General features: G+C 71.1%; 22 protein-coding genes and 1 tRNA gene. 14 read left to right on the top strand and 9 right to left on the bottom strand.

The annotated features are described in order from the left end of the window. Positions 1-89: 89 nt before the first annotated feature. Both HCN08_RS27450 and HCN08_RS27445 read right to left on the bottom strand, forming a co-directional pair. Positions 90-2,066 carry a purple acid phosphatase family protein gene (locus HCN08_RS27450; RefSeq protein ID WP_167985942.1) on the bottom strand — a complete coding sequence of 659 codons (1,977 nt, stop codon included), beginning with the start codon at positions 2,064-2,066 and terminating at the stop codon, positions 90-92. A gap of 137 nt (positions 2,067-2,203) precedes the next feature. Continuing rightward, positions 2,204-3,412, bottom strand: a complete 1,209-nt coding sequence (locus HCN08_RS27445; RefSeq protein ID WP_167985941.1) for a HupE/UreJ family protein — start codon at positions 3,410-3,412, stop codon at positions 2,204-2,206. A gap of 187 nt (positions 3,413-3,599) precedes the next feature. On the opposite strand from HCN08_RS27445, the gene HCN08_RS27440 reads away from it, so the two are divergent. From HCN08_RS27440 to HCN08_RS27425, 4 genes are all read left to right on the top strand, one after another. Further along, positions 3,600-4,274, top strand: a complete 675-nt coding sequence (locus HCN08_RS27440) for a type 1 periplasmic-binding domain-containing protein (protein WP_167985940.1) — start codon at positions 3,600-3,602, stop codon at positions 4,272-4,274. 136 nt (positions 4,275-4,410) lie between these two features. Beyond that, positions 4,411-4,728, top strand: a complete 318-nt coding sequence (locus tag HCN08_RS27435; protein ID WP_167985939.1) for a hypothetical protein — start codon at positions 4,411-4,413, stop codon at positions 4,726-4,728. Between the two features lie 59 nt (positions 4,729-4,787). Beyond that, positions 4,788-5,072, top strand: coding sequence for a hypothetical protein (locus HCN08_RS27430; RefSeq protein ID WP_167985938.1), 285 nt, complete (start codon positions 4,788-4,790; stop codon positions 5,070-5,072). A gap of 340 nt (positions 5,073-5,412) precedes the next feature. Further along, complete coding sequence (locus HCN08_RS27425; protein ID WP_240970488.1) at positions 5,413-6,573, top strand: hypothetical protein; 1,161 nt, start codon at positions 5,413-5,415, stop codon at positions 6,571-6,573. A 194-nt stretch (positions 6,574-6,767) separates the two neighbouring features. On the opposite strand, the gene HCN08_RS27420 is transcribed toward HCN08_RS27425, so the two are convergent. Both HCN08_RS27420 and HCN08_RS27415 read right to left on the bottom strand, forming a co-directional pair. Next, positions 6,768-7,358 (bottom strand): RICIN domain-containing protein, encoded by a 591-nt coding sequence (locus HCN08_RS27420; protein WP_167985937.1) that lies wholly within the window; start codon positions 7,356-7,358, stop codon positions 6,768-6,770. Positions 7,359-7,504: 146 nt separating this feature from the next. After that, the gene (locus HCN08_RS27415; protein WP_167985936.1) at positions 7,505-10,474 is read right to left on the bottom strand and encodes a helix-turn-helix transcriptional regulator; all 2,970 of its coding nucleotides are present in this window, start codon (positions 10,472-10,474) and stop codon (positions 7,505-7,507) included. Between the two features lie 166 nt (positions 10,475-10,640). Here HCN08_RS27415 and HCN08_RS27410 point away from each other — a divergent pair, with 166 nt between their 5' ends. Both HCN08_RS27410 and HCN08_RS27405 read left to right on the top strand, forming a co-directional pair. Next, positions 10,641-11,435 (top strand): hypothetical protein, encoded by a 795-nt coding sequence (locus tag HCN08_RS27410; RefSeq protein ID WP_167985935.1) that lies wholly within the window; start codon positions 10,641-10,643, stop codon positions 11,433-11,435. 167 nt (positions 11,436-11,602) lie between these two features. After that, a complete protein-coding gene (locus HCN08_RS27405; protein ID WP_167985934.1) occupies positions 11,603-11,962 on the top strand; it encodes a cupin domain-containing protein in 360 nt (119 codons plus the stop codon). Between the two features lie 140 nt (positions 11,963-12,102). Here the strand turns inward: HCN08_RS27405 and HCN08_RS27400 are convergent, their stop codons facing one another. Continuing rightward, complete coding sequence (locus HCN08_RS27400; protein ID WP_167985933.1) at positions 12,103-12,912, bottom strand: class I SAM-dependent methyltransferase; 810 nt, start codon at positions 12,910-12,912, stop codon at positions 12,103-12,105. 57 nt (positions 12,913-12,969) lie between these two features. On the opposite strand from HCN08_RS27400, the gene HCN08_RS27395 reads away from it, so the two are divergent. Then, on the top strand, positions 12,970-13,686 hold the full coding sequence (locus HCN08_RS27395) for a GntR family transcriptional regulator (RefSeq protein WP_167985932.1): 717 nt from the start codon (positions 12,970-12,972) through the stop codon (positions 13,684-13,686). Positions 13,687-14,029: 343 nt separating this feature from the next. Beyond that, positions 14,030-14,569, top strand: a complete 540-nt coding sequence (locus HCN08_RS27390; RefSeq protein ID WP_167985931.1) for an ATP-binding protein — start codon at positions 14,030-14,032, stop codon at positions 14,567-14,569. A gap of 161 nt (positions 14,570-14,730) precedes the next feature. On the opposite strand, the gene HCN08_RS27385 is transcribed toward HCN08_RS27390, so the two are convergent. Beyond that, complete coding sequence (locus HCN08_RS27385; protein ID WP_167985930.1) at positions 14,731-15,309, bottom strand: Uma2 family endonuclease; 579 nt, start codon at positions 15,307-15,309, stop codon at positions 14,731-14,733. Positions 15,310-15,640: 331 nt separating this feature from the next. On the opposite strand from HCN08_RS27385, the gene HCN08_RS27380 reads away from it, so the two are divergent. From HCN08_RS27380 to HCN08_RS27370, 3 genes are all read left to right on the top strand, one after another. Continuing rightward, positions 15,641-15,871: a FitA-like ribbon-helix-helix domain-containing protein gene (locus tag HCN08_RS27380; protein ID WP_167985929.1), complete on the top strand. Its 231-nt coding sequence runs from the start codon at positions 15,641-15,643 to the stop codon at positions 15,869-15,871. Beyond that, positions 15,868-16,290, top strand: a complete 423-nt coding sequence (locus HCN08_RS27375) for a type II toxin-antitoxin system VapC family toxin (protein WP_167985928.1) — start codon at positions 15,868-15,870, stop codon at positions 16,288-16,290. The genes HCN08_RS27380 and HCN08_RS27375 overlap by 4 nt, the downstream gene beginning before the upstream one ends. Positions 16,291-16,521: 231 nt before the next feature. Next, on the top strand, positions 16,522-16,665 hold the full coding sequence (locus HCN08_RS27370; protein WP_167985927.1) for a hypothetical protein: 144 nt from the start codon (positions 16,522-16,524) through the stop codon (positions 16,663-16,665). 3 nt (positions 16,666-16,668) lie between these two features. Here HCN08_RS27370 and HCN08_RS27365 read toward each other — a convergent pair whose 3' ends face one another. From HCN08_RS27365 to HCN08_RS27355, 3 genes are all read right to left on the bottom strand, one after another. Beyond that, positions 16,669-17,622 (bottom strand): WD40 repeat domain-containing protein, encoded by a 954-nt coding sequence (locus HCN08_RS27365; protein ID WP_167985926.1) that lies wholly within the window; start codon positions 17,620-17,622, stop codon positions 16,669-16,671. Continuing rightward, entirely contained in the window at positions 17,570-17,863 is a 294-nt protein-coding gene (locus tag HCN08_RS27360; protein ID WP_167985925.1) for a hypothetical protein, read from the bottom strand. Before HCN08_RS27360 ends, HCN08_RS27365 begins: the two co-directional genes overlap by 53 nt. Positions 17,864-18,183: 320 nt before the next feature. Further along, positions 18,184-18,257 (bottom strand) — tRNA-Thr (locus HCN08_RS27355). 203 nt (positions 18,258-18,460) lie between these two features. Between HCN08_RS27355 and HCN08_RS27350 the strand changes: the two genes are divergently transcribed. The 3 genes from HCN08_RS27350 to HCN08_RS27340 all read left to right on the top strand — a co-directional run bounded on the left by HCN08_RS27350 (position 18,461) and on the right by HCN08_RS27340 (position 21,150). After that, the gene (locus HCN08_RS27350) at positions 18,461-19,585 is read left to right on the top strand and encodes an ABC transporter ATP-binding protein (protein WP_167985924.1); all 1,125 of its coding nucleotides are present in this window, start codon (positions 18,461-18,463) and stop codon (positions 19,583-19,585) included. A gap of 220 nt (positions 19,586-19,805) precedes the next feature. After that, a complete protein-coding gene (locus HCN08_RS27345; protein ID WP_167985923.1) occupies positions 19,806-20,234 on the top strand; it encodes a hypothetical protein in 429 nt (142 codons plus the stop codon). A gap of 172 nt (positions 20,235-20,406) precedes the next feature. After that, a complete protein-coding gene (locus HCN08_RS27340; protein WP_167985922.1) occupies positions 20,407-21,150 on the top strand; it encodes a nucleotidyltransferase family protein in 744 nt (247 codons plus the stop codon). The last annotated feature ends 114 nt before the right edge of the window (positions 21,151-21,264 follow it).

Genomic DNA, 21,264 nt, shown 5'->3' with positions numbered 1-21,264 from the left:
GGCACCCGTACGCGGGCGCCCGCCCCTGGCTGGTTGAGCTGCTCAGCCGCTCAGTTGCTTCAGCTGGTCAGTTGCTCAGCTGCTCAGCTTCAGCTGCTCAGCGCGGTGATCGTGAGGGTGGCCTGGTAGCTGCCCTTCTCGACGCTGTCCGGGATCTTCAGGCCGAGGTCGGCGCCGAGCTTGGCCGTACCGCGGGTGTGGCCCTGGTCCGCGGAGCCGAGGCCGCGCGAGACCGACAGGCCCTTGCCCTGGTCGGTGTAGCCCGAGGCGACCGTGTCGCCGGCCTGCGCGCCCGCGCCGGCCTGCAGCACGCGCGGGGACCAGCCGAGGTAGGAGCCGGAGAAGGTCTTGCCGGCGTCCCGGAAGTCGCTCACGCTGGCCGAGATAGACCAGGGCGCGAGCGAACGCCGGGTGTCGGAGACGGAGATCGGGTTGATCCTGCCGTTCGCCTCGAAGTGGTCGCCGCCCTGCTCGACCGCGGTGCCGAGGTCGACCAGGCCGTTGTTGCCGTCGATCGTCCAACCGAACTCGCCCGGCGCGGCGTTGGGGACGTTGACCTGGATGTCCTGGCCGTCACCGTGGTAGTTGTGCACGGTGAAGTTGTCGACGAGGGAGCCGACCGGCTGGCCCTCGGCGGTGTTGTTGCACCAGTTGCCCTTCTCCACCGCGGAGTTGGGCGCCGCGCAGGTGCCGCTGCGGACGTTCTGCACGACGAGCTGGTCGTTGCGCACCTGCACCTTGACGTAGGTGCGGACGTGCTCCTGGTTCTGCACCGAGTTGTACCAGTAGCTGTCCGGGTTGAGCGGGTCGGCGCCGTTGCCGGCGCCGCTGGTGCCGCTGTTGTCGGGCTTGGTGATGTCGTAGTACTTCGAGCCCGAGGCCGAGTTGGCGGTCACGTAGACGACACCGCCGGGGCCCGGGTAGAGCTGGGCCTCGCCGGGCTGCTCGTCGGGGTTGGCCTTCTGGCCGTTCTTGATCTCGTAGCTGCGCGAGTAGCTGTGGTCGTGGCCCTGGAGGACCAGGTCCACGCCGAGCTTGGAGAAGGTCGTCGGGAAGTCCACGCGCCGGGTCTTGTTGTCGGAGTCCTTGGCGTGGTCGGCCGGCGAGTAGATCGCGTGGTGGTAGGTCAGGACCTTCCACTTCGCCTCGGAGCCGTGCTTGTTGATGACGTCGGTGACGTAGGCGATGTGAGCCGCGTCGCCGCCGCCGCCCTGCGAGGTGGCGTAGCTGTTGCTGTTGAGGTCGATGAACAGCACATCCTTGTAGATGTACCAGTAGTCACCGCCCGAGGAGTTGGACGCCGGGTCGCCGTTGGAGTAGTACGCGCCCGACTTGTCGGTGTTGGGGGTGGCGAAGTGCTGCTCGTACGCCTTGCCGCCGACGTCGTGGTTGCCGATGGTGGCCGCCCACGGGTACTGGCGCAGCTTGTCGGGTGCCAGGAAGGCGTTCCACTGCGGCTCGTTGTTGGCGCTCTCGACCTGGTCGCCGCCGGACACCAGCAGTTCGGCGTCCGGGTTGGCCGCCAGGGCGACGTCGAGGGTGTCCTGCCAGCCGGCGCCGTCCTCGGCGACGTCGCCGGACGAGCCGATCTGCGGGTCGCCGAAGAACAGGAAGTCGTAGTTGCCTTCGAAGTCCTGCGTCTTGAAGGAGTACGTCGCCGACCAGTTGCCCGCGCTGCCGACCCGGTAGGAGTACGGCGTGTGCTCCTTGAGGTTGGTGATCGTCGCATGGCGGTTGTAGCCGCCGCTGCTGGCGATGTTCACGGTGCCGGTCGCGGCGAAGGTCGCGGCGTCGGCCGGGAACTCGCCGTTCACGACCGAGGCGGTCGGGGCGACCTGGAGCTGCTGCGCGGTGTCGGCCGAGGAGTACCAGCTGACGGTGCGCTGGGTCTCGTCGGCGCCGACGCCGAGGATGACGCCGGTGATCGCGGTGGGTTCCGCGGCGGCGGCGGGCGACACCAGGCCGCTGCCCAGCGCCACGGTCAGGCCCAGGAGCGCCGCGGTGGTCCCGGTGGCCACGCGACGCCGCACAAGCTCGGCGGCTTGTGTCGAGGGTCTCAAGTTCATCGGTTTCTGTTCCTTCTGCGTACGGAATGTACCTGAAGTGGGGACCGTCAAGCTTTCAGCGCGTGGTTAACCAACACTAAATACGGTCTTTGCGATTCCTAAACACTTGGCGGGTGCCGAGAACTACTGATCCGGCATCAGATCCCGAAAGCGCGCTGCGTGAACCACACGAGTCCCATGAGGAACACCCCCGCCGAAATCACCGCGGTGGTACGGCGGGCCGCGGTGGGCGCGCGGCGGCGCAGCAGCATGAGCGCGGGGAAGACCAGCGCGATGAGGGCGAGCTGCACGGCCTCGATGCCGACGTTGAAGACCAACAGCGACCACAGCAGCGTCCAGGAGAAGGCGCTGTCGATGCCGAGCGCGCCCGCGAAGCCCAGGCCGTGCACCAGCCCGAAGCAGAAGACCACCGCCAGCCGCGTCCAGCCGGCCCGGTCCAGGCCGAAGTGCCCGCCGCCGGCCGGCTCCAGCTCGGTGGCCCGGTCGCCGTGCCGCCACAGCCGCCACAGGTACCAGCCGGCGACCACCGCGATCGACAGCGCGATGACCGGCTCGACCAGCCCCGAGGGCACGTCGACCAGGCCGAGCGCGGCGAGCATGAACGTCACCGAGTGCGCCAGCGTGAAGCTGGTGGCCGCGAGCACGACCTCGCGCAGCCGCCGGGAGCCGGCGATCAGCGCGAGCAGGAACAGGATGTGGTCGGTGCCGGTGAGCAGGTGCTCGGTACCGAGCCGGAAGAACTCCCAGAACCGCTCGTACCAGGCCTGGTGGGTGGAGAAGGTCGGGTGGGCGGCGTCCAGCGCGGCGCTGCCCGTACGCCCGTCGACGTCGTAGGTGACGATCGTCCGGGTGCCGGTGACGTACGTCTCCGCGTCGGGGAACAGCCCGCTGCGCACGTCGTGGTCCACGCCGCGCTCCGGGCACGTCCAGTCCAGCAGCAGGACCGCGTACGGCACGCCCTGCTGGCGGCCCATGGTGAAGCCGCCGGCCTGCTCCGGGGTGCAGGCGGTGCCGGCGGAGCCGACCGAGAAGCGCTTGCGGACGTAGTCCAGGGCGGTGCCGCGGTGGGCGTCGAGCGCGGCGGCCTCGGCCTTGGCGTCGCCGGCGTCGAAGGCGGCGGTGCCGGCCTCGAAGAGCGGGTCGTCGTGCCCGGCGTCGGCGGCGGAGACGACGTAGAGGTCGTATTCGAGCTGGAGCTTCGTGCGCAGGTGGCCGTCGTCGCCGGACGTGATGTCGACGTAGACCACCGAGCTGAAGCCGTGGGCCGACGCGGGCTGCGCCATGCCCAGGAAGGCGGCCAACGCCGCGAGAAACGCGACGACGCCGAGTCGTATTGGCGATGACATGGTGCTCCTCTTTACCTGTTGCTTGCCAGCGCACGGTGCACGCACCGGGTGAACGGAATTACGCCTGCTGGCGAATGCTGGAACAACAAGCGCGGGAAGGGCGCCTTCGCGGCGGCGCCCGCGGGGCTCGGCATAGCAGGATGGCGGCACACCCCCCGCCGGCTTTTCTGGACTTTCGGAGGACGACGTGCCCCGCCCCTCGCTCCTGGCCGCCGCCGCGCTGGCCGCTGCCGCCGCGCTGGCCACCGGATGCGGTGCCGGCGACGACTGGTCGGCCCCGCACGCCGAGCCGTCCGCCCTCGGTACGCTCGGCCCCGGCTTCGTGGACCGCGCGCACCCGCCGGGCCCCGAGGCGACCGCGACGCCGGCGCCGGGCTCGTGGGCGGGCGTCCGCCCCTCGGAGGGCTACCGGGTGGCGCTGGTGACCGCGGGCCGCGACCGCCCGACGGCCGCGCTGGTGGCGGCGGTCGAGGAGTGGGCGACCGAGGAGCATGTCTCGCTGCGGAAGGTGACGGCGAAGGACGCGGCCGACCTGCTGCCGGCCGTCAGCCGGGCGCTGGACATGCACCCGGACCTGATCGTCAGCGCGGGAAACGATCTGATCGACCCGCTGGCCACCGTCACGCCCAACCACCTCTCCCAGCAGTTCCTGGTGGTCGGCGCGGAGTTGGCCGAGCCGACGGAGAACGTCACGGCCGCCGACTGGTCGGGCGCGTCCTTCCGGGGCGAGGGCCTCGGGATGTCCTCGACGTACGACGCGGCCTCCTTCACGCAGGAGCGCTGCGCGGCCTCGATCCGGGCGGGCGTGGCGGCGGTGCTCAACGACCTGACGGGGATCGTGCTCTGGCTCGACGAGGTGTGACGGGCGGCTGCGGCCCCCGGGGGCTTGCGCCCCGCCGTCCCTCCATTGTCAGGGACCGGTCAGGAAACTAGAGTGTCGCGCGGAGCACCCGGCACTTCCGCACCGTCCTGCACACCCGCCGACTTCTGGACGTGACATGACGCGACGCCGTCGTACGCTCACCGCCGCCTGCCTGCTGGCCCTGCCCGCCGCGAGTGCCCTGCTGCCGTCCGCCGAGGCCGCGGTACCGCCGGAACACGCCGTCGTGGTCTGCCAGAGCGCCAGCTTCTACGCCAACTACGACAGTTCCAGCGGCCCTTCGGGGCTGCTGCGCACCCTCGGCTACGGCAAGAAGATCGGCCACACGCCGGGCGCGCACCCGGTATACAACGGCTGGGCCGCCACCTTCGACTACGGGCCCAACGACTGGGGCTATCTGCGCATCGAGTGCATCGGCGGCTACGACTCCTGGTGACGCCGGCTCGTCCGCCCCTTCACCCTCCTCAACGTCCCCTCCACACGCGGGAGTCCACCATGCTGCGAACCGCCACCCTGGGCGCCGGCGCCGCCGTCCTGGCCGCCGCCGCCCTGCTGACCGCCGCCCTCCCGGCGGGCGCCGCCAACGGCACGGTCGGGGTCCGCGAGACCGTCTGCGCGCAGGACCTCTACGTCCGCACCGAGCCGCTCGGCGCTTGGCAGGGCACGCTCTTCCAGGGCCAGACCTTCCTCGTCGAGCAGGTCGACGGCTCGTGGGTGTACGGCTTCGCGTACGGCGACATCAATCGGCACGGGTGGGTGCAGAACGGCTGGTTCTGCTGAGCCGCTTGCCGAGCCGGTTCTGCCGGGCCGGCCGCCGAGCCGGTTCCGGTGAGCTTGTTCCGCTGAGCTGAGCCCGGCCCTTCGCCGGTACGACGACGCCGTCCCCGCAGCCGCCCGGGGGCGGCGTCCGCCATGGCGCCCGGCCGCGCGAACCCGCTCACGTACGGCTTCCGGCGGCTGCGTCAGCGGGACGTCCGCTTCCCGTCACAGCCGTGGAACAGCCCGCGGAGCTGCACAACTACTCGCCTCCCGGACCGGTCAAGCCCTGCGGAACCGGACAGGTTCCGCCTTTCCGGCGCAGGTCCCGACCGCGCCGTGACACGCATCCTGGGGGGATACGTTGAACCGCATCGCACGACGCACAGCCCGGAGGACCGCGGCAGCCGGGGGGATCGGGCTGCTGCTGGCCGTCGCCGGGTTCGGCCTGGCACCGGCGGCGCTCGCCGACGACGGGCCGCAGCAGGACCTGGTCGCGCTGTCCGCCCCGGCGCCGGCCGAACTGGGCCTGGCCGGGCAGCCGGTGGAGTACACCGACACCGTCACCAACACCGGCACCACCACGACCGACCCGCTCGTCCTGCGCTTCCTCCTCGACGGCGGCGGGGGGCTGCCGGAGAACGCCGCGAGCCTGGAATACCGCGCCGACGACGGCACTTGGCAGCCGGTGCCGCTCGACTTCCACTCCCCCGCCTTCTCGGGGGAGCTGCCCGGCAGCTTCACCCTGGCGCCCGGCGCCACCCGTACCGTCCGGCTGCGCATCGGGCTGCCCATGGGCACGCCCCACAACGGCGACTCCAACGGCGGCACCCAGTCGCTGAAGGTGCACACCACCGTCTCGCGCACCGCGGCCGGAGCGGCGGCGGCCACGGACGACCACGTCATCATGGTCGACGCGCTGTCCTCGGCGCTGTCGGGCGTACCCGCGTCCGTGACCGCGGGCGGCCCGGGTGCCGTCCTCACCACGAAGGTCACCGACCCGACGGCGTCCGGGTACGAGAACATCACGCATGTCCTGCTCACCGACACCCACGCCACCGTCGAGGTGCAGCGCGCGGGCCGGTGGACCGCCCTCACCCCGAAGACCGACTCCGCCGAACCGGGCACGTCGATCTGGGAGTTGGACGGCAAGGACTTCACGTTGCCGCCGCACACCGCCAAGGTCGCCCAGATCCGCCTGTCCTACGACGCCGCGGCCGGCGGCCACCGGGCCGAGCTGACCGACTGCGTCCTCGTCAACGCCGGCGCCAAGCCGCTGTCCGGTACGACCTTCTGCGCCCAGCGGACCACCCTCGACGTCAAGGCGGCACCCGCCAAGGCCAGTTCCCCGGCCCCGACGCCCACCGCCACCGCCTCCCCGGCCGCCGCCTCGGCCCCCTCGGCCCAACTCGCCGAGACCGGCAGCAACGACAACACCCCGATGGCCCTCGGCGCCGGCGCCCTCGTACTCGCCGGCGCCCTCACCGTCGCCGCAGCCACCCACCGCCGCCGCACCCACCACTGACGCCCCACGCCCCGCACGGTCGCCCTCCCCATGGGCGGCCGTGCGGGCCGCGCACCGCGAGAAGCCCGAAGCCCCAGGGCTCCATGCTGCCGAACCTCCCGAGACCGAGCCGACCATGCCCCAGCGTAACGGTCACCGCCGGTGAACGGTCACTCCGCTGGCGTGACCCCTCCGCGTCCCGGGTTCGTGTGGGGCTACTGCTCGATCTCCCACGCCTCGTTGTCGACGACGTCGCCCGCCTGGGGCCACCAGACGATGACGGCCGTGCCGTTGGCGTACGCGTCCTGGTTGGCGTTGAGTTCGAGGCCGGAGTACGGGTTCGTGATGTGGAAGTAGTAGGCCCAGTTGCCGTTGCCCCAGTCCCAGAGCCGGAACTGGTCGAAGCGCCACTGCTGGTGGGCCGAGCCGTTGCAGGGGGCCTGGTAGACGGCGTTGCCGGCGTGGCCGTCGGTCTCGATGCACAGGCCGCTGTAGACGTTCTTGACGAAGCCGGCCGCTCCGTCGATGCCGCCGTGGCCGTTCGTCGGCAGGCTCCACTGCTGGTTCGCGCCGGGCCGGTCCCACGTCCCGTACTTGGAGTTGCGCTCCCACAGGTCGAGCCCGGTCCCGGAGGCCGTCGACCAGCCGGGCACCTCGATGAGCGGCGGGTAGGGCAGCGCCAGATAGATCGACGACGCCGTGGTGCCCGCCCACGCCGGCGACGGGCTCGCCGCCAGCAGACCCACCGCGCAGCTCGCCGCCAGAGCCGACGCCATCGCCAGCCTCTTCACCTTCGTCTTGAACATGTCCCGCTCCCCTGAAGTCCGTTCCCCCGGCGGACCGCACCGGCCCGCCCAGGAACGAAACTAGGGATAAGACGCACCCGGCCGGATCGGGCGACCACCCTACTTCCGCCCGCCGCCCCCGCGCCTAAGGTCCCGCCTAAGGTCCCTTACCCGGCCGCCCCGCTCGCCGGCAGCAGGCTCAGCCGGTGCGCGTGCGTCGCCGCTTCCGTCCGCGTCGAGACGTTCAACTTCGCCAGGATGTTGGACACATGCACGCTCGCGGTCTTCGGGCTGATGAACAGCGTCGCCGCGATCTGGCCGTTGGAGCGGCCCTCCGCGACGAGCCCGAGCACCTGCAACTCCCGGTCGGTGAGCCGGATCCGCAGGTTCGGCCGGTCCGGCGCGGGGTCCGCCGCGGGCGGGGTGATCCGCAGCCGCGCCCGCCGGGCGAGTCCCCGTACGTCCTCGGCGGTCGTCGCGGCCAACTCCTCGGCCAGGCGCAGGCATTCCGCCGCGGTCGGCGCGGCGGCCTCCGGCCCGTACGCGCTGTCCTGCACCTGCGCCTCGGCCAGCCGGAACAGGCAGTAGCAGCGCGGGAACGCCTCCTCGGCCTCCCGCGTCGCCTCCAACGCCCCCTGCCACGCGGCGACTTCGCCGCTCCCCTCGCAGCGGGCCGCCTCCGCGTCGGCCATGGCCCGGTACGCGCGCGCCGAGGGAGTGGTCACCGGAAGGGCCCGCGTCAGCCCGCGCAGACGTTCCCGTATCTCCGACGACCCGGCGAATCCCGGGACTTCACCCGCCGCGACCGCGTCGGCCTCGATCCGCACGGCCAGCCACAGCAGCGGCCACGCGTACCGCAGATGCGCCCGGGTGAGCGGACCGCCCAACTGCGCATGCACCCGCTCCCGCGCTACACCCAACTCACCTCGCCCACGCGCCAGTTCGGCCTCGATGTACGCCATCGGCGCGGTGTACTGCACGTCCGCGCCGCTGAAGTGCCGCCGCGCGCTGCGTACGTCCTCCTCGGCCCGCCCCGCGTCCCCCTGCCACAGCTCCAACTCGGCCCGCGCCAGCAGCAATGTGCTGGCGAAGGCGCCCGTGGGCTCGTCGGTCAGCGACTCGGTGATACGGTCCAGCGCCTCGCGCCAACGGCCCAGCCGCAGCAGCGGCTCGGCGAGATTGCCGGTGAGCATCGCGCCCCACGAGCGGGCGAGCCCGGCCTGCGCGGCCAGCGTGACGCCGGTGCGGGCGGTCTCGGCGGCCTCCGCGTGCCGGCCGAGCAGCGCCAGGACGTCGGAGAGGTTGGTGTGGCCCCGTACCGTCACCGCGGGCAGTCCGTGCCGCTCGGCGACCGCGATGCCCTCGCGCAGGGCGGCGAGCCCGGCCGCCGCGTCGCCCTGGTAGGCCACCGCGGCGCCCAGCGTGATCAGCGCCTCGGCCTGCTGGGCGAAGGCCCCGCACTCCTGCGCCGACGCCACCGCCCGCCGGGCCGTCGCCGCCGCGCCGTCCATGTCGTCCACGTGCATGAGGGAGTTGGCCAGCGCCGCGAGCACCATCGCCTGGGTGGCGGTGACGGGCCGGCCCGGCATGAGCGCGAGCGCGTCCCGCAGTTGGCTGGTCGCCTCGTCGTCGCGGCCGAGCCCGCGCAGCATGAACGACCGCCGCTCCACCAGGTGCGCCCGCCGCAGCGGGTCGGCGGCCAGGTCGGTGCGGGCCAGCACATGGTCGATGACGGTCAGCCCGCGGTGCGGCTCGCCGGCGGCGAAGGCGGTCTCGGCGGCCAGCACGTTGAGCGCGATCCAGTCCAGCCCGGCGCGCTCCACCGCGTCCGGGACCCGGTCCCATATCTGCAGCGCCCGTTCGAGGTGGCGCAGCGCCTCGGCCGGCGCGAACGCGGCGGCGGCCTGCCGCCCGGCCAGCACCGACGCCGACAGCGCGCGCGGCAGGTCGAGGGCGGCGTACCAGTGGTGCGCGAGGGTCGCGGCGATGTTGCCGTCCTGGCCGAGCAGTCCGGGGTCGCCGGACAGCGCGGTGCCGTACGCGGTGTGCAGCCGTACGCGCTCGCCGGGGAGCATGTCGTCGTAGAGCGCGTCGCGGGTCAGCGCGTGCCGGAACGCGTAGCTGTGGCCGGTGTGGTCGACCACCAGCAGATGGTGCTCGACGGCCTCGCGGAGGGCCGCGTAGAAGTCGGCCTCGCCGACGCCGGCGACGACCTCCAGCAGCTTCTCCTCCACGCACAGCCCCGCCGCGGCGGCGGTGCGGAGGATCCGCTGGGTGGGCTCGGAGACCGTCTCGGTCCTGGCGAGCAGGACGTCCCGCAGCGACGGCGGCAGTTCGTGCGGATCGGCTCCGCCGTCCACCGCGGCGACGATCTCCTCGACCAGGAACGCGTTGCCCTGCGAGCGCTCGAAGACGACGTCGGCGAACGCGGCGCCCGGCGGCGTACCGCCGATCGCGTGCAGCTGCATCGCCACCTCGGTCCGGCTCAGCCGGCCCAACTCGACGCGCTCCACGCTGCGCGCCCGCTCCCACGCGGTGACCAACGGCCGCAACGGGTGCCGCCGGTGGAGCTCGTCGGACCGGTAGGTCATCAGCAGCATCACGCCGAGTTCCTGCACCGTCTGGACCAGGAACGCCACCATGTCGAGGGTGGACCGGTCGGCCCAGTGCAGGTCCTCGACGACCACGAGCATGGGCCGGTCCGAGGCGAGCCGGGTGAGCAGGCCCAGGACATGCTCCAGCAGCTGCGTCGGCGAGCGGTCCTGGCTGTCGCCGAACTCCGCGAGCGGGTCCAACTCGGGGAGCAGCCGGGCGAGTTCGCGGCGGGCCGGGCCGAGGCACCGGTCCAGCTCTGCGGCGGGCGTCGAGCGGGCGACGGCCCGCAGCACATCCATCAGCGGCGCCAACGGCAGCCCCTCGCCGCCGAGTTCCACGCATCCCCCGGCAAGGACCCGCACGCCCGACGCCCGGGCGACCGCGACGACCTCCCGGACCAGCCGGCTCTTGCCCACCCCGGCCTCGCCCACGACCACCGCGGCGACCGGCTCCCCGCCGACCGCCCGCTCCAACAGCCCCCGCAGCCGGGCCAGTTCGGCTCGACGTCCGACCAACACGGGGCTGACGAGCTCACGGTTCATGCCGGAACCGTACGCTCACGCGGGGTGTCCGCCAATCGCCCGGGGACGGGACCGCGTACGGGGGTGCGTACAGGGTCGCGTACTGGCGCGCGTACGGAGCCACGTACAGGAATGTCACAGCGTATCCCTATCCTTCTCCCGCCTACGAGAAGGGTTCCCCCGAACGATGAAGCACACCGTACTGACGGCCGCACTGCTGTGCACGGCCGCGGCCGTCGTACTGACCGGCTGCGGCGGCAAGAAGTCCGCGAGCGGCAGCACGTCCGCGCCGGCCGGCACGGCCTCGGCCCCCGCCACGCACGCGGCGGCGCCCGCTGGCCCGCTGGACGCGCTCAGCGCGCAGCAGATATCCGACAGGGCCACCGCCGCCATGAACGCCCTGACGTCCGTGCACGTGGTGGGCCAGGAGATGGACGGCGACAAGCCGGCCCACCTCGACGTCACCGTCGCGACATCCGGCAAGTGCGTGGCCACCGTCGGCGAGGACGGCGGCGACATGAAGATCATCAGCACCACCGAGTACACCTACCTGAAGGCGGACGCGACCTTCTGGAAGGACCAGGGCAAGGACGGCCGGGCCCTCGGCACGGCGCTGCACGGCCGCTGGCTGAAGAAGCCCGGCACGGCGGCCACCGACCCCGACCTGAAGGACTTCTGCGACCTCAAGACCTTCATGGCCGGCTTCACCGCGGACGACGGCGCGCCCCTCACCAAGGCCGCCCCGGTGAAGGTCGACGGCCAGACCGTCATCCCCCTCACCCAGCACGACAGCGACGGCGACCTCGTCGTCTACGTCGCCGACACCGGGAAGCCGTACGCCGTGAAGCTGACCGAGCCCGGCGCGAAGGGTCCCGGTACGGACGGCAGCGGCACGATCACCTTCAGCGCCTTCGACAAGCCCCTCCACGTCTACGCCCCACCCCAGGGCCAGACCGTCACGGAGTCCGCCCTCTCCCTCTGACGTCGGCCTCCACACGAGCCGCCCCCGGGCCCGGAGCCGATCCGGGCCGGACCCGCGGGCGGCGGCGATCAGCCCGTGGCCCGCCACTCCGACTCTCAACGCCGCGTCGCAGCAGCGGGTCTATGCTCTCTGCCTTCCGACCCGCTCCGCCCGACGGGGGACCAGCCATGGAGATCTTCCGCTTCGAACGCGCCGAGCGGCTTATGACTCACCACGGAAGCACCGGCCTGCACGCAACCCGCGTCGCCGCAGGTGCGGGCCAGGTCCAGGTCACCTGCCTCACCCTCGCACCCGGCGGCACCATCGGGACGCACCCGGCCACTTCCGCGCAACTGCTCCTGGTCGTCACAGGCAGCGGCTGGGTCGCCGGCCAGGACGGCACCCGCGTCCCCATCACCGCAGGCCAGGGCGCCCGCTGGGAGGAGGCCGAAAACCACACGACAGGAACCGAGTCCGGCCTCACGGCCCTCGTCCTCGAAGGACCACTCACCCTCTTCGAACCCGAGCCCACGGGAAATCGCGGCTGATCCGGGCCCTCCCCGGTCGGGTGAACACCGGACCGTCCGAGGGCGATGCTCCAGGCCGGCCGTGCCGATCGTGGCCGGTCCGAGGCGCACCTGCGGTGGGTTGCCGACAAAGTCTCGCGAGGAGCAGGGGCGCCGGCCGGTCATTCGACCGCGTAGCCGATGGCCAGGAGGTGGGAGCTGGCGGCGAGGAGTTCGGGGTAGGGCTCGGCGAGGCGGGCGGCGGTCAGGGCGGACTGGAAGAGGGCGTCGTCGGGCGGGGCACCGGTGCTCTGCTCGACCGCTTTGAGGAGCGACCAGGCGGGGCCTTCAATGCCGAACACCTGGACGTCCCGGAGCCCTGCGGCACGCGCTTCCGCCGCGAGTTCTTCCGCCTTGTGGAAGTAGGAGACGGTGAAGCCGCGGCGGCCGTCGTAGGTGGCGGTGGCGAGGATGTCCGCGATCGACTTCCGCAAGCGTTCGGTGTGCAGGTGAGCCAGAGCGGTGTGCTCGAAGACCGAGGCGTAACGGTTGATGGCCGCCGCTGCGACAAGCCCGCCGGGGCGGGCGACGCGAACCGCCTCGCAGAGAGCCTGGAGCCGTTCGTCACGGTCAGGCAGGTGGTAGAGCGGGCCCAGCAGCGTGACCACGTCGTACGACGAGTCCTCCGCGTCGAGGCTGCGGGCGTCACCGAGATCGGCCGGGCAGACCTCGCGGGCCTGCTCCACGTGCCGCGCCACCGGGTCCACGAGCCGCACCTCGTAGCCGTCCTCAAGCAGCCACCGCGCGTGCACGCCCGTACCGCCGCCGACGTCGAGTACGCGGGCTGGTGCCTTCGGCAGGAAGCGGCGCAACAGCTCCTGCGTGCGCAGCAGTTCCAGCCGCCCATCAGCGGAAGAGGTCAGTCGGCTGCCTTCATCGAAGACGTCGGTGTAGAAGGTGGTGACCTCGGGCGCCAGCTCGGGGGACGACATGCCGGCAGTATCCTCTGCACCGGTGGACCAGTCCAGCCCACAACCTCACGAGGAGCTATGGCACTACTGAAGTACGAAGAGATCGCAGAGTCCCTGCGCGTCCGCATGGCCAGCGGCGAGTTTCCGCCAGGAGCGACACTCCCCTCGGGCCGGGACCTCGCCGAACAGTGGCAGGTGGCGCGGGCAACGGTGGTCAAGGCGATGGACGTACTCCGCAACGACGGCGTGGTCGAGGCACGGCAGGGCGCCGGCTTCGTCGTGACCGAGACGGCGATCGGGCGGCCCGCCGGCAACAGGAAGTCAGGCAGCGCGCGGGTGACCGGCGGCATGCCGTTCACGCGGATCGGCGACCCCGAGCGCACCATCCCGCCCGCTCGCATCGCCACCGCGCTGGGCCTGCCCGACGGCACGTACGCGCTGCGCCGCGCCCGGCTGATGCAACTCCCGGACGGCACCCCGCACAGCTATGTCGAGGCATGGTTCCCGCCGGACGTGGTCGACGAGGCACCGCGCCTGGAACAACGCGCGCCCATCGCCGAGGGGACCACGAGGTACATCGGCCGGCAGACCGGGCGCACTCCTGCCGAGGGCGTGGACGTGACGACTGCTCGCCTGGTCACGGAGGAGGAGGCACGTCACCTGCGCCTTGACACTCCGGCAGCAGTGGCCGTCGTGCTCCATGTCGCATACGACCAGGAAGGTCGCCCCTTGGTGTGCGAGGAAGGCGTCACACCGGGGTCGCTTTGGGAGCAGACGGACACTTATCCGATGTGACCGACTGACCGTTGAGTGCACGGGGTCGCTACCACCTCGCTCCATCCGTCGGCGCACCGGCGTTCACGCTGACCTGACCTTTCACCCTGGGCGTCGAGCAAGACACCGGCAGGACTTGACTGGACTGGTCCACCGGTCCAGTCTATTGATGACGGTTGGTCACCTCGGCATCCGCGGGGTGCCGTGTTCCGCGATGTGTTGATGAAGGGGTGGGATGGGGATGCCCAGTCGTAGTTCTTCGCAGTTGGCGCCGCCACGCGTTGACCTGCGGGCAACAGCCCAAAGGGCGTGGCGGCGTGTCACCTCACGTGATTTCTCGGTGGGGCCGGAGGAGGCAGATGTCGTGACGGCCCGGCGAGCGGTCATGAGGATCGTCCGGGAGTGGCAGGTGCCGTTGGCGGAGGAACGGCTCGAAGACCTGCAACTGCTGTCCGGCGAGGTGATCGCCAACGCTGTCCGGCACACCCAGGCAGCATGTTCTGTGAAAGTGCGGTGGACCGGAGTACGGGTGCGGGTCGAGGTCACCGACACGAGTCCCGTGCGGCCGAAGCGGCGGCAGAGCCGGCTGGCGCAGGTCGACCACCGGGCGTTCTTCGAGGGGCCCATGCTCCCCGTCACCGCACCCGACCTCTGGGACGGCGCCGAGGAGGACTCCGTCTTCGAGGGCAGCATCGACTGCAACCCCCACGACCCCGACCCCCGCCTGCGCATCCCCGTGGCCAACCTCCAGATCAGCGTCGGCCGCTGGATCCTCCGCCTCGACCCGGACGACCTCGCCGACATCGCCGCCAAACTCCGCGCCCACGCCGACCTCCTCGACCACAAGATCCGCCCCGCCCTCACCGCCGCCCGCAACGACTGGGCCGTACACCACCCGCAGTGAGCAGGCGGCCGAGGCCGGGGCAGCGGAGGCCGGCAGCGGGGGAAGGGGCGAGCGTCGGACCGCAAAGCGCAGCCGCCTGCCGAGGACGCCGCCCTCACATCGTGGGAGGGCGGCCGTCTCCGCCCGCCCTTTTCGCATCAAGCTCCGGCCGCGTCAGCCGATCAGCGCACCCAGTCCTTCAGCGGCTCCGTGTCCAGCGTGATCCCCACCGGATCGGGCAACGCGACCGTCTTCCCGAAGGGGCGCCGGGCGATCATGCCGTAGACGCCGTCGTCGGGTTCGCTGTACACCAGCGCCTCGCACGCGTCCCGGTCGATCAGCAGGTACACCGGAATCCCGGTCTCCGCGTAGGCGCGGGGCTTCTCCTCCCGGTCACGCTTGTCGGTGTCGGCGTCGTACGACGTCACCTCGACCACCATGACCACCCGGTCGGCAGCGGCCCACTCCCCGTGCCCGGCGAAACTGCCCTTGGGCGCCAGAGCCCCGTCCGGCTTCGCGTGACCGCTGCGATAGGTCTCCACCTTCAGGCCGCGTTCCGGGTAGAGCCAAAGATCCGGGCGCTGCTGCATGCAGTGCTCCATGACCCAGCGGATGATCTCGTCGTGATCCCCGTCCGGCACCGCTTTGACTCCCAGCTTCCCGTGCACGAACTCCAGCCGGACGCCCTCACGCTCGGCGGCGGCAGCGATGCGTTCGAACTCCTCCGCCTGCATCTGCGGCCGATCCTCAGTGACAGTCATCGCGCGCCTCGCTCCTCCACGCCCGCTCCTGAAAACGTCGGCGCACCCACAGTCTAGGGATTACGCCTGCGGCACGTCGGATCGCGACGGCGTGTGCAGGGCAAGAAAAAGAGCCCCCTGTCGGGTTCGAACCGACGACCTACGCTTTACAAGATCCCTCGCGGCCGGGCGCTGACCTGCGGAGACGCAGGTGTCACCCCCCTGAACACCGCAACCGACGTTTACCTCTTGCCACTGGTTCGGACAGGTTCCCAGCCCCATGTGTGCTGAAGCCGTGCTCCGCAGCCCAAGCATGCCTGCATATTGCCTGCATTGATGCTAAAATAAAAGCATGACCGCTATCACCATCCGGGACGTCCCAGACGACACCGTCAACGCCCTGAAGGTACGCGCCGCACAGGCGGGCAAATCCCTCCAGGCGTACGCCCTGGAGCTCCTGTCCCGGGAAGCCGCCAGACCCACCCTCACGGAAATGGCCGCACGTCTTGAGCGTGAGACCCGCACCGCACTCAGCACGACCGACGTCCTCGACGCCATCGAGGACGGGCGTGAACGACGTTGATCGTCATCGACTGCTCCAGCCTGGTGCACTTCCTCCTCGACCACGGCAAGACAGGAAGCGCGGTCCGCGAGAGGGTGGGTCGCGCAGGCACTCTCACCGCGCCAAGCCTGCTGGACTACGAAATCACCTCGGCCGTCTTCGGCCTGGCGCGCGGCCGACGCGGGGGCAAGCCGAAGATCACGGAAAAGGAAGCCGCCAAGGCGATCATCGACTACCAGGCCCTCAACCTCGACCTGCACCCGACACTGGTGCTGTGGCAGCGGGTGCGCGACCTCTCGAACAACCTCTCCGCCTATGACGCACACTACGTAGCCCTCGCTGAGAGCTTCGGCGTACCGCTCATCACTAGCGACGCCAGGATCGAACGCAGCGGAGCCACCCGCTGCACGATCGAGACCTTCGAGGCACCCGCCACCTGACTCCAGCAATCTCGTCGGACGGGTAAAGGCCAGCGGTCCACGCAACGGAGGCGACGCCTGCGACGCGGTCACGAGCGATGGGGTTCAGGCACTCCGGCGCTGTAGCCACAGGTTGGCCAAGCTTCCCGGCGCACTACGGCGATCCACCGCTCACCTCGGCTATCCGGGAAAACTACCCCCGATGAGCCGTTCAACCAGACTCGTCACGTCGATGCGCGACGGGCTCACGTGGTGCATGCGTATGTAGGCGAGAAGGGCGTCCTCCACCTGGCCACCCTCAAGAACCACGAGCACCGCTCCGTGCCGCTGCCCCGGTTCCTCCTCGACGAACTGGCCGCCCATATCGACGGCCGCACGCCGGACCAGTTCCTCTGAGTCTCAGGCGTACAGGGTGAGATCGCCCTCGGGAGATCCGGTGGCGATCACTGCTTGGCCGTTGGAGCGGACCAGCACGTCGCAGGAGATCCCCGGAACGGCGGCGTGGAGCCGCGTACCCGTCAGGAGATCCCACTCCCACACCATCCTGTCGTCGGTCCCCGACACGAGCATGTGCGCCGAGCCGTTGACGACCGCGACGGACAGTCTCGGGTCCTCCGACTCCGCGCCCAGAGGTACAGGCTTCCCGACCGGCTCGCCGGTGTTCGCGTCCCATCGCCACAGAAGCCTGTCGTCATCCACACACGCGAGCAGCGTGTGCCCTCCGGGGAGACCGACCGGCACGATCTGATGGACCGCGCCCTCAGGCCCGGTCATCCTTTCCCCGATTCGCGCGCCCGTCGCGGCGTCCCATCGGAGGATGACGCCTGCCTCGTCGCCCGTAGCGATCACCGCGCCGCCGCCCCGGCTGCCGGCGACCATCGCGGCCGACACCACAGACGTCCCGTGCCCCGTCAGCGGCACACCCAGCGGCTCTCCGGTCACGGCGTCCCATCGGTGAACCTCGTGGTGGTGGCCGGCGCCCACGATGAGTGCGCGCCCGTCCGGCAGCAGACCGGCCGCTACGTCCCAGACGGTGCCGGCCTCCACGGCAGGGCTTGACAACACCGAGCCGGTGACGGCGTTTAGGCACTCGACACCGAACTCCGACGCGACGGCGAGGATCGAGCCGACACCTTTCGCCTGCACCACGGCGCACGGGCCCCCACCGGCCCATGGGTCCACCCGCCATACCTCTCGGCCCGACTGCGGATCCCAGCGCGAGACGGTGTTCAGGGCGTTGGCGAACGACAGCACCATCACCCGCCCATCGGACTCGAAGAGCACGGGCCAGGCACCGTATTCACGACCAGTCCTGATGGTCGCCGTCGTCGTGTGCTCCTGCCGCCATTCCACGCCCTGACCATACGGCGAGGCGACCCGGCTCCACCGCCCGGCCGCGGGAGGAGGTGCCCAGCTCGACGGCGATCGCCGCGGTCTCCGCAGGCACCCGGCTGTCCGTGGTCTCCAGGACGGCGGCCGGCAGGTAGGTCAGGTCGGCATTGCGGCTCTTGCCCACGCCGAGAGAGACGAGGTCCGTGTTCTCGCTCGGCACCAGGTCGCTCGGGCTGTGCGCGTCGAACTGCCGCCTGACCATAGGAGGTTGCGCCGGTGGATACCGGAGGAGCCGACCATCATCACGATGGTGTCGCCGGACAGCTCGGCCTTGAACCCGTCCGGCAGACTCCTGCGGGCCTCATCGAGGAGTGCGAAGCGCTGCGGGTCCACGCTGCCGTGCCTCCCAAGCGCGAGCGGACCGGTCTCCAAGACTATCCGGGGACGCTCTGCCCGGCGCCGAAGCCGCTCCTGGAGGACGTCCCAGGCAGCGCGCCCCACATGAGACCAGAACCGAGACAGGCCGACAGCAAAACACCGCAGCCGACGCCGGGACGGCCGCCCTGACCAGGCAAGAAAAAGAGCCCCCTGTCGGGTTCGAACCGACGACCTACGCTTTACAAGAGCGTCGCTCTGGCCAGCTGAGCTAAGGAGGCGCTCGCAGCAGTGTAGCGGGCGGGGGGCCGGCGGGGTGGGGAAAAAGGCAGCGGGGGGCTGGTGACAAAGGGGGAACGTGCAGGTAGCGTCACTGCCAGTCCGCTGGTGAGCGGGCTGGACCACTGAAGCGGCACCAAGAGATCTGCTTCCTTTACTCGGATCGTCCGGCACGTTCCTGCCGGTGAAGGGATGGCGTAGCAGCATGGCTACTGTCACGTTCGACAAGGCGACCCGGATCTACCCGGGTGGCGACAAGCCCGCCGTCGACGGGCTCGACATCGAGGTCGGGGACGGCGAGTTCCTCGTGCTGGTCGGGCCTTCGGGTTGCGGCAAGTCGACCTCGCTCCGCATGCTCGCGGGGCTGGAGGACGTCAACGCGGGCGCGATCCGCATCGGTGAGCGTGACGTCACGCACCTGCCGCCGAAGGACCGGGACATCGCGATGGTGTTCCAGAACTACGCGCTGTACCCGCACATGACCGTCGCCGACAACATGGGCTTCGCGCTCAAGATCGCCGGCGTCAACAAGGCGGAGATCCGCAAGCGGGTCGAGGAAGCCGCCAAGATCCTGGACCTCACCGACTACCTGGCGCGTAAGCCCAAGGCGCTCTCCGGTGGTCAGCGGCAGCGTGTCGCGATGGGTCGCGCGATCGTCCGTGAGCCGCAGGTCTTCCTCATGGACGAGCCGCTGTCGAACCTCGACGCCAAGCTGCGTGTCCAGACCCGTACGCAGATCGCCAGCCTGCAGCGGCGCCTGGGCGTCACCACGGTCTACGTCACCCACGACCAGACCGAGGCCATGACGATGGGCGACCGCGTCGCGGTCCTCAAGGACGGCCTGCTGCAGCAGGTCGACACCCCGCGGCACATGTACGACAAGCCGGCCAACCTCTTCGTCGCGGGCTTCATCGGCTCCCCGGCGATGAACCTGATCGAGGTCCCGATCGTCGACGGCGGAGTCAAGTTCGGCAACGCGCTGGTCAACGTCGAGCGCGACGCGGTCCAGGCGGCGGCCGACAAGGGTGACCGCACGGTCACCGTCGGTGTGCGCCCCGAGCACTTCGACATCGTCAGCGGCGAGGGCGACGCCAAGTCGCTCACCAAGGACGCCCCGGCGGGCCTGGCCGTCACCGTCAACGTCGTCGAGGAGCTGGGCGCGGACGGCTACGTCTACGGCTCGGCCCGGGTCGGCGACGAGGACAAGGACGTCGTCATCCGCGTCGGCGGCCGTGAGATCCCCGAGAAGGGCTCCGTGCTGCACGTCGTGCCGCGCGCCGGCGAGACCCACGTCTTCGCCACCTCCTCCGGCGAGCGCCTGAGCGACTGATCACCTGATCGCGTAAACGGGTTTCCGGGCTCCTACGGCCGGGCGGTGCGCGCAACCGACGCGCACCGCCCGGCCGTCCGCTTTTTCCACCCCCATACGTGCGCATAAGCGGCAGTTCGGGGCCGTACGTCAACACTCGAACGCCCTTTGTGGCGATTTCACTCCCCCGCAAGAGTGACGGAATGTCGCCAAATCATCACCAGTCGCTACGATCCGAGGCGTGAACCAGCTAGCTCGCCGTCTCGGCAAGACATTCGCGCTCGTCCTCCCGGTCGTTCTCGTCCTGTCGGGAACGCTCGCCGTCACCCGCGTCCCGTGGGCCGTCTCCTCCTCCGACGCGCAGGTGCTCACCGCCTCCGCCAAGTCGCGGGACCAGGTGGCCACGGAGCAGGCGGCGAAGGCGCCCCAGGAGGCGCTGCGTACGCGGCTGCTGGCCGAACTCCAGCAGCAGGACCCGGGGGTCGCCCTGACCGACCTCCAGCTCGCCATGGCGCGCCAGCCGTCGCTCGCCAAGTACTGCCTGTCGATCGCCCGTTCGCTGGGCCGCGCCGCGGTCGCCAAGTACGACGGCTCGGTGCGGCGGGCGCAGGCGTGGTCGCGGCCGGTGTGCGACACCGCCTTCGCGACGGGCGTCGCGTCCGTCGGCTGACGGAAGGGCCCCGGGGCTGACCGACCGGGCCGGGCCGGCGAACGGCCCCAAGGCGCCCCGGCGCGGCCCCAGCGCGGCCCCTGGACGGCCCCTGGAAGAGCCGAGAGCGTGCGTACGGCCGGCGGGCCCGCCATGTGCGGGGCCGCCGGCCGTGTCGCATAGGGTGCGCTGCATGACGCACGACACCACTGCGCACGAGGTCACCCCGGTCACCCAGGCCGTGATCCTGGCCGGCGGCCAGGGCTCGCGGCTGCGGCCCTACACCGACGACCGGCCCAAGCCCATGGTCGAGATCCCCGGGACGGGCACGCCGATCATCGGGCACCAGCTGGACTGGCTGGCCGCCGAAGGGGTCACGGACGTCGTCGTCTCGTGCGGGCACCTCGCGGAGGTGCTGGCCCAGTGGCTGGACAACACGCCGCTGCCGCTGCAGGTCACCACCGTCATCGAGGGCGAACCGCTGGGCCGCGGCGGCGGGTTGAAGTACGCGGCGAAGTCGCTGCCGCGCCCCGACGAGCCGTGGTACGCCACCAACGGCGACATCTGGACCCGCTTCTCGCTGCGCGGCATGGCCGCCTTCCACGAGGAGCGCGACGCCGTCGCCACCCTCGCGCTCGCCCGGCCGCGCATCCCGTGGGGCGCCGTCGAGACCAACGAGTTCGGGCAGGTCCTGGACTTCATCGAGGCCCCGCCCTCGCCGTTCCTCATCAACGCCGGTGTGTACGTCTTCGCGCCCGCGTTCGCCGCGATGCTGCCGGACCTGGGCGACCACGAGCGTACGACCTTCCCGCGGCTGGCCCGCGAACGCCGCCTCGCCGGCTACCCGATCCCGCAGGGCGCCTACTGGCGGGCCATCGACACCGCGAAGGACCTCCGGGAGGCCGCCCGCGAACTGGGCGCCGCACCGGTCGTCTAGAGCCCGCACAGCGCTATTCCCCGCGCCTTACGCGAAGCCGCGGGGAATAGTGCCGGGGAAGCCGGGGTGGCCGGGGAAGCCGGTGAGGGCCGAAAGAAGCGCGCGAGCCTCAGG

Origin of the sequence: Actinacidiphila epipremni (genome assembly GCF_012034175.1) — a bacterium.
In the GTDB taxonomy this organism is placed as follows: Bacteria; Actinomycetota; Actinomycetes; order Streptomycetales; family Streptomycetaceae; genus Actinacidiphila; species Actinacidiphila epipremni.
Note: the sequence above shows the minus strand (reverse complement) of the source record. Positions and strands in the feature narration are given on the sequence as shown.

What these genes read in the sequence shown, in the direction of transcription:
- HCN08_RS27400 (WP_167985933.1), bottom strand. Translation starts at nt 12,912, where the DNA reads ATGTCGTCCCCCGAGCTGGCGCCCGAGGTCACCACCTTCTACACCGAC.
- HCN08_RS27410 (WP_167985935.1), top strand. Translation starts at nt 10,641, where the DNA reads ATGAAGCACACCGTACTGACGGCCGCACTGCTGTGCACGGCCGCGGCC.
- HCN08_RS27385 (WP_167985930.1), bottom strand. Translation starts at nt 15,309, where the DNA reads ATGACTGTCACTGAGGATCGGCCGCAGATGCAGGCGGAGGAGTTCGAA.
- HCN08_RS27350 (WP_167985924.1), top strand. Translation starts at nt 18,461, where the DNA reads ATGGCTACTGTCACGTTCGACAAGGCGACCCGGATCTACCCGGGTGGC.
- HCN08_RS27435 (WP_167985939.1), top strand. Translation starts at nt 4,411, where the DNA reads ATGACGCGACGCCGTCGTACGCTCACCGCCGCCTGCCTGCTGGCCCTG.
- HCN08_RS27405 (WP_167985934.1), top strand. Translation starts at nt 11,603, where the DNA reads ATGGAGATCTTCCGCTTCGAACGCGCCGAGCGGCTTATGACTCACCAC.
- HCN08_RS27360 (WP_167985925.1), bottom strand. Translation starts at nt 17,863, where the DNA reads ATGGTCAGGCGGCAGTTCGACGCGCACAGCCCGAGCGACCTGGTGCCG.
- HCN08_RS27430 (WP_167985938.1), top strand. Translation starts at nt 4,788, where the DNA reads ATGCTGCGAACCGCCACCCTGGGCGCCGGCGCCGCCGTCCTGGCCGCC.
- HCN08_RS27340 (WP_167985922.1), top strand. Translation starts at nt 20,407, where the DNA reads ATGACGCACGACACCACTGCGCACGAGGTCACCCCGGTCACCCAGGCC.
- HCN08_RS27415 (WP_167985936.1), bottom strand. Translation starts at nt 10,474, where the DNA reads ATGAACCGTGAGCTCGTCAGCCCCGTGTTGGTCGGACGTCGAGCCGAA.
- HCN08_RS27395 (WP_167985932.1), top strand. Translation starts at nt 12,970, where the DNA reads ATGGCACTACTGAAGTACGAAGAGATCGCAGAGTCCCTGCGCGTCCGC.
- HCN08_RS27380 (WP_167985929.1), top strand. Translation starts at nt 15,641, where the DNA reads ATGACCGCTATCACCATCCGGGACGTCCCAGACGACACCGTCAACGCC.
- HCN08_RS27445 (WP_167985941.1), bottom strand. Translation starts at nt 3,412, where the DNA reads ATGTCATCGCCAATACGACTCGGCGTCGTCGCGTTTCTCGCGGCGTTG.
- HCN08_RS27450 (WP_167985942.1), bottom strand. Translation starts at nt 2,066, where the DNA reads ATGAACTTGAGACCCTCGACACAAGCCGCCGAGCTTGTGCGGCGTCGC.
- HCN08_RS27420 (WP_167985937.1), bottom strand. Translation starts at nt 7,358, where the DNA reads ATGTTCAAGACGAAGGTGAAGAGGCTGGCGATGGCGTCGGCTCTGGCG.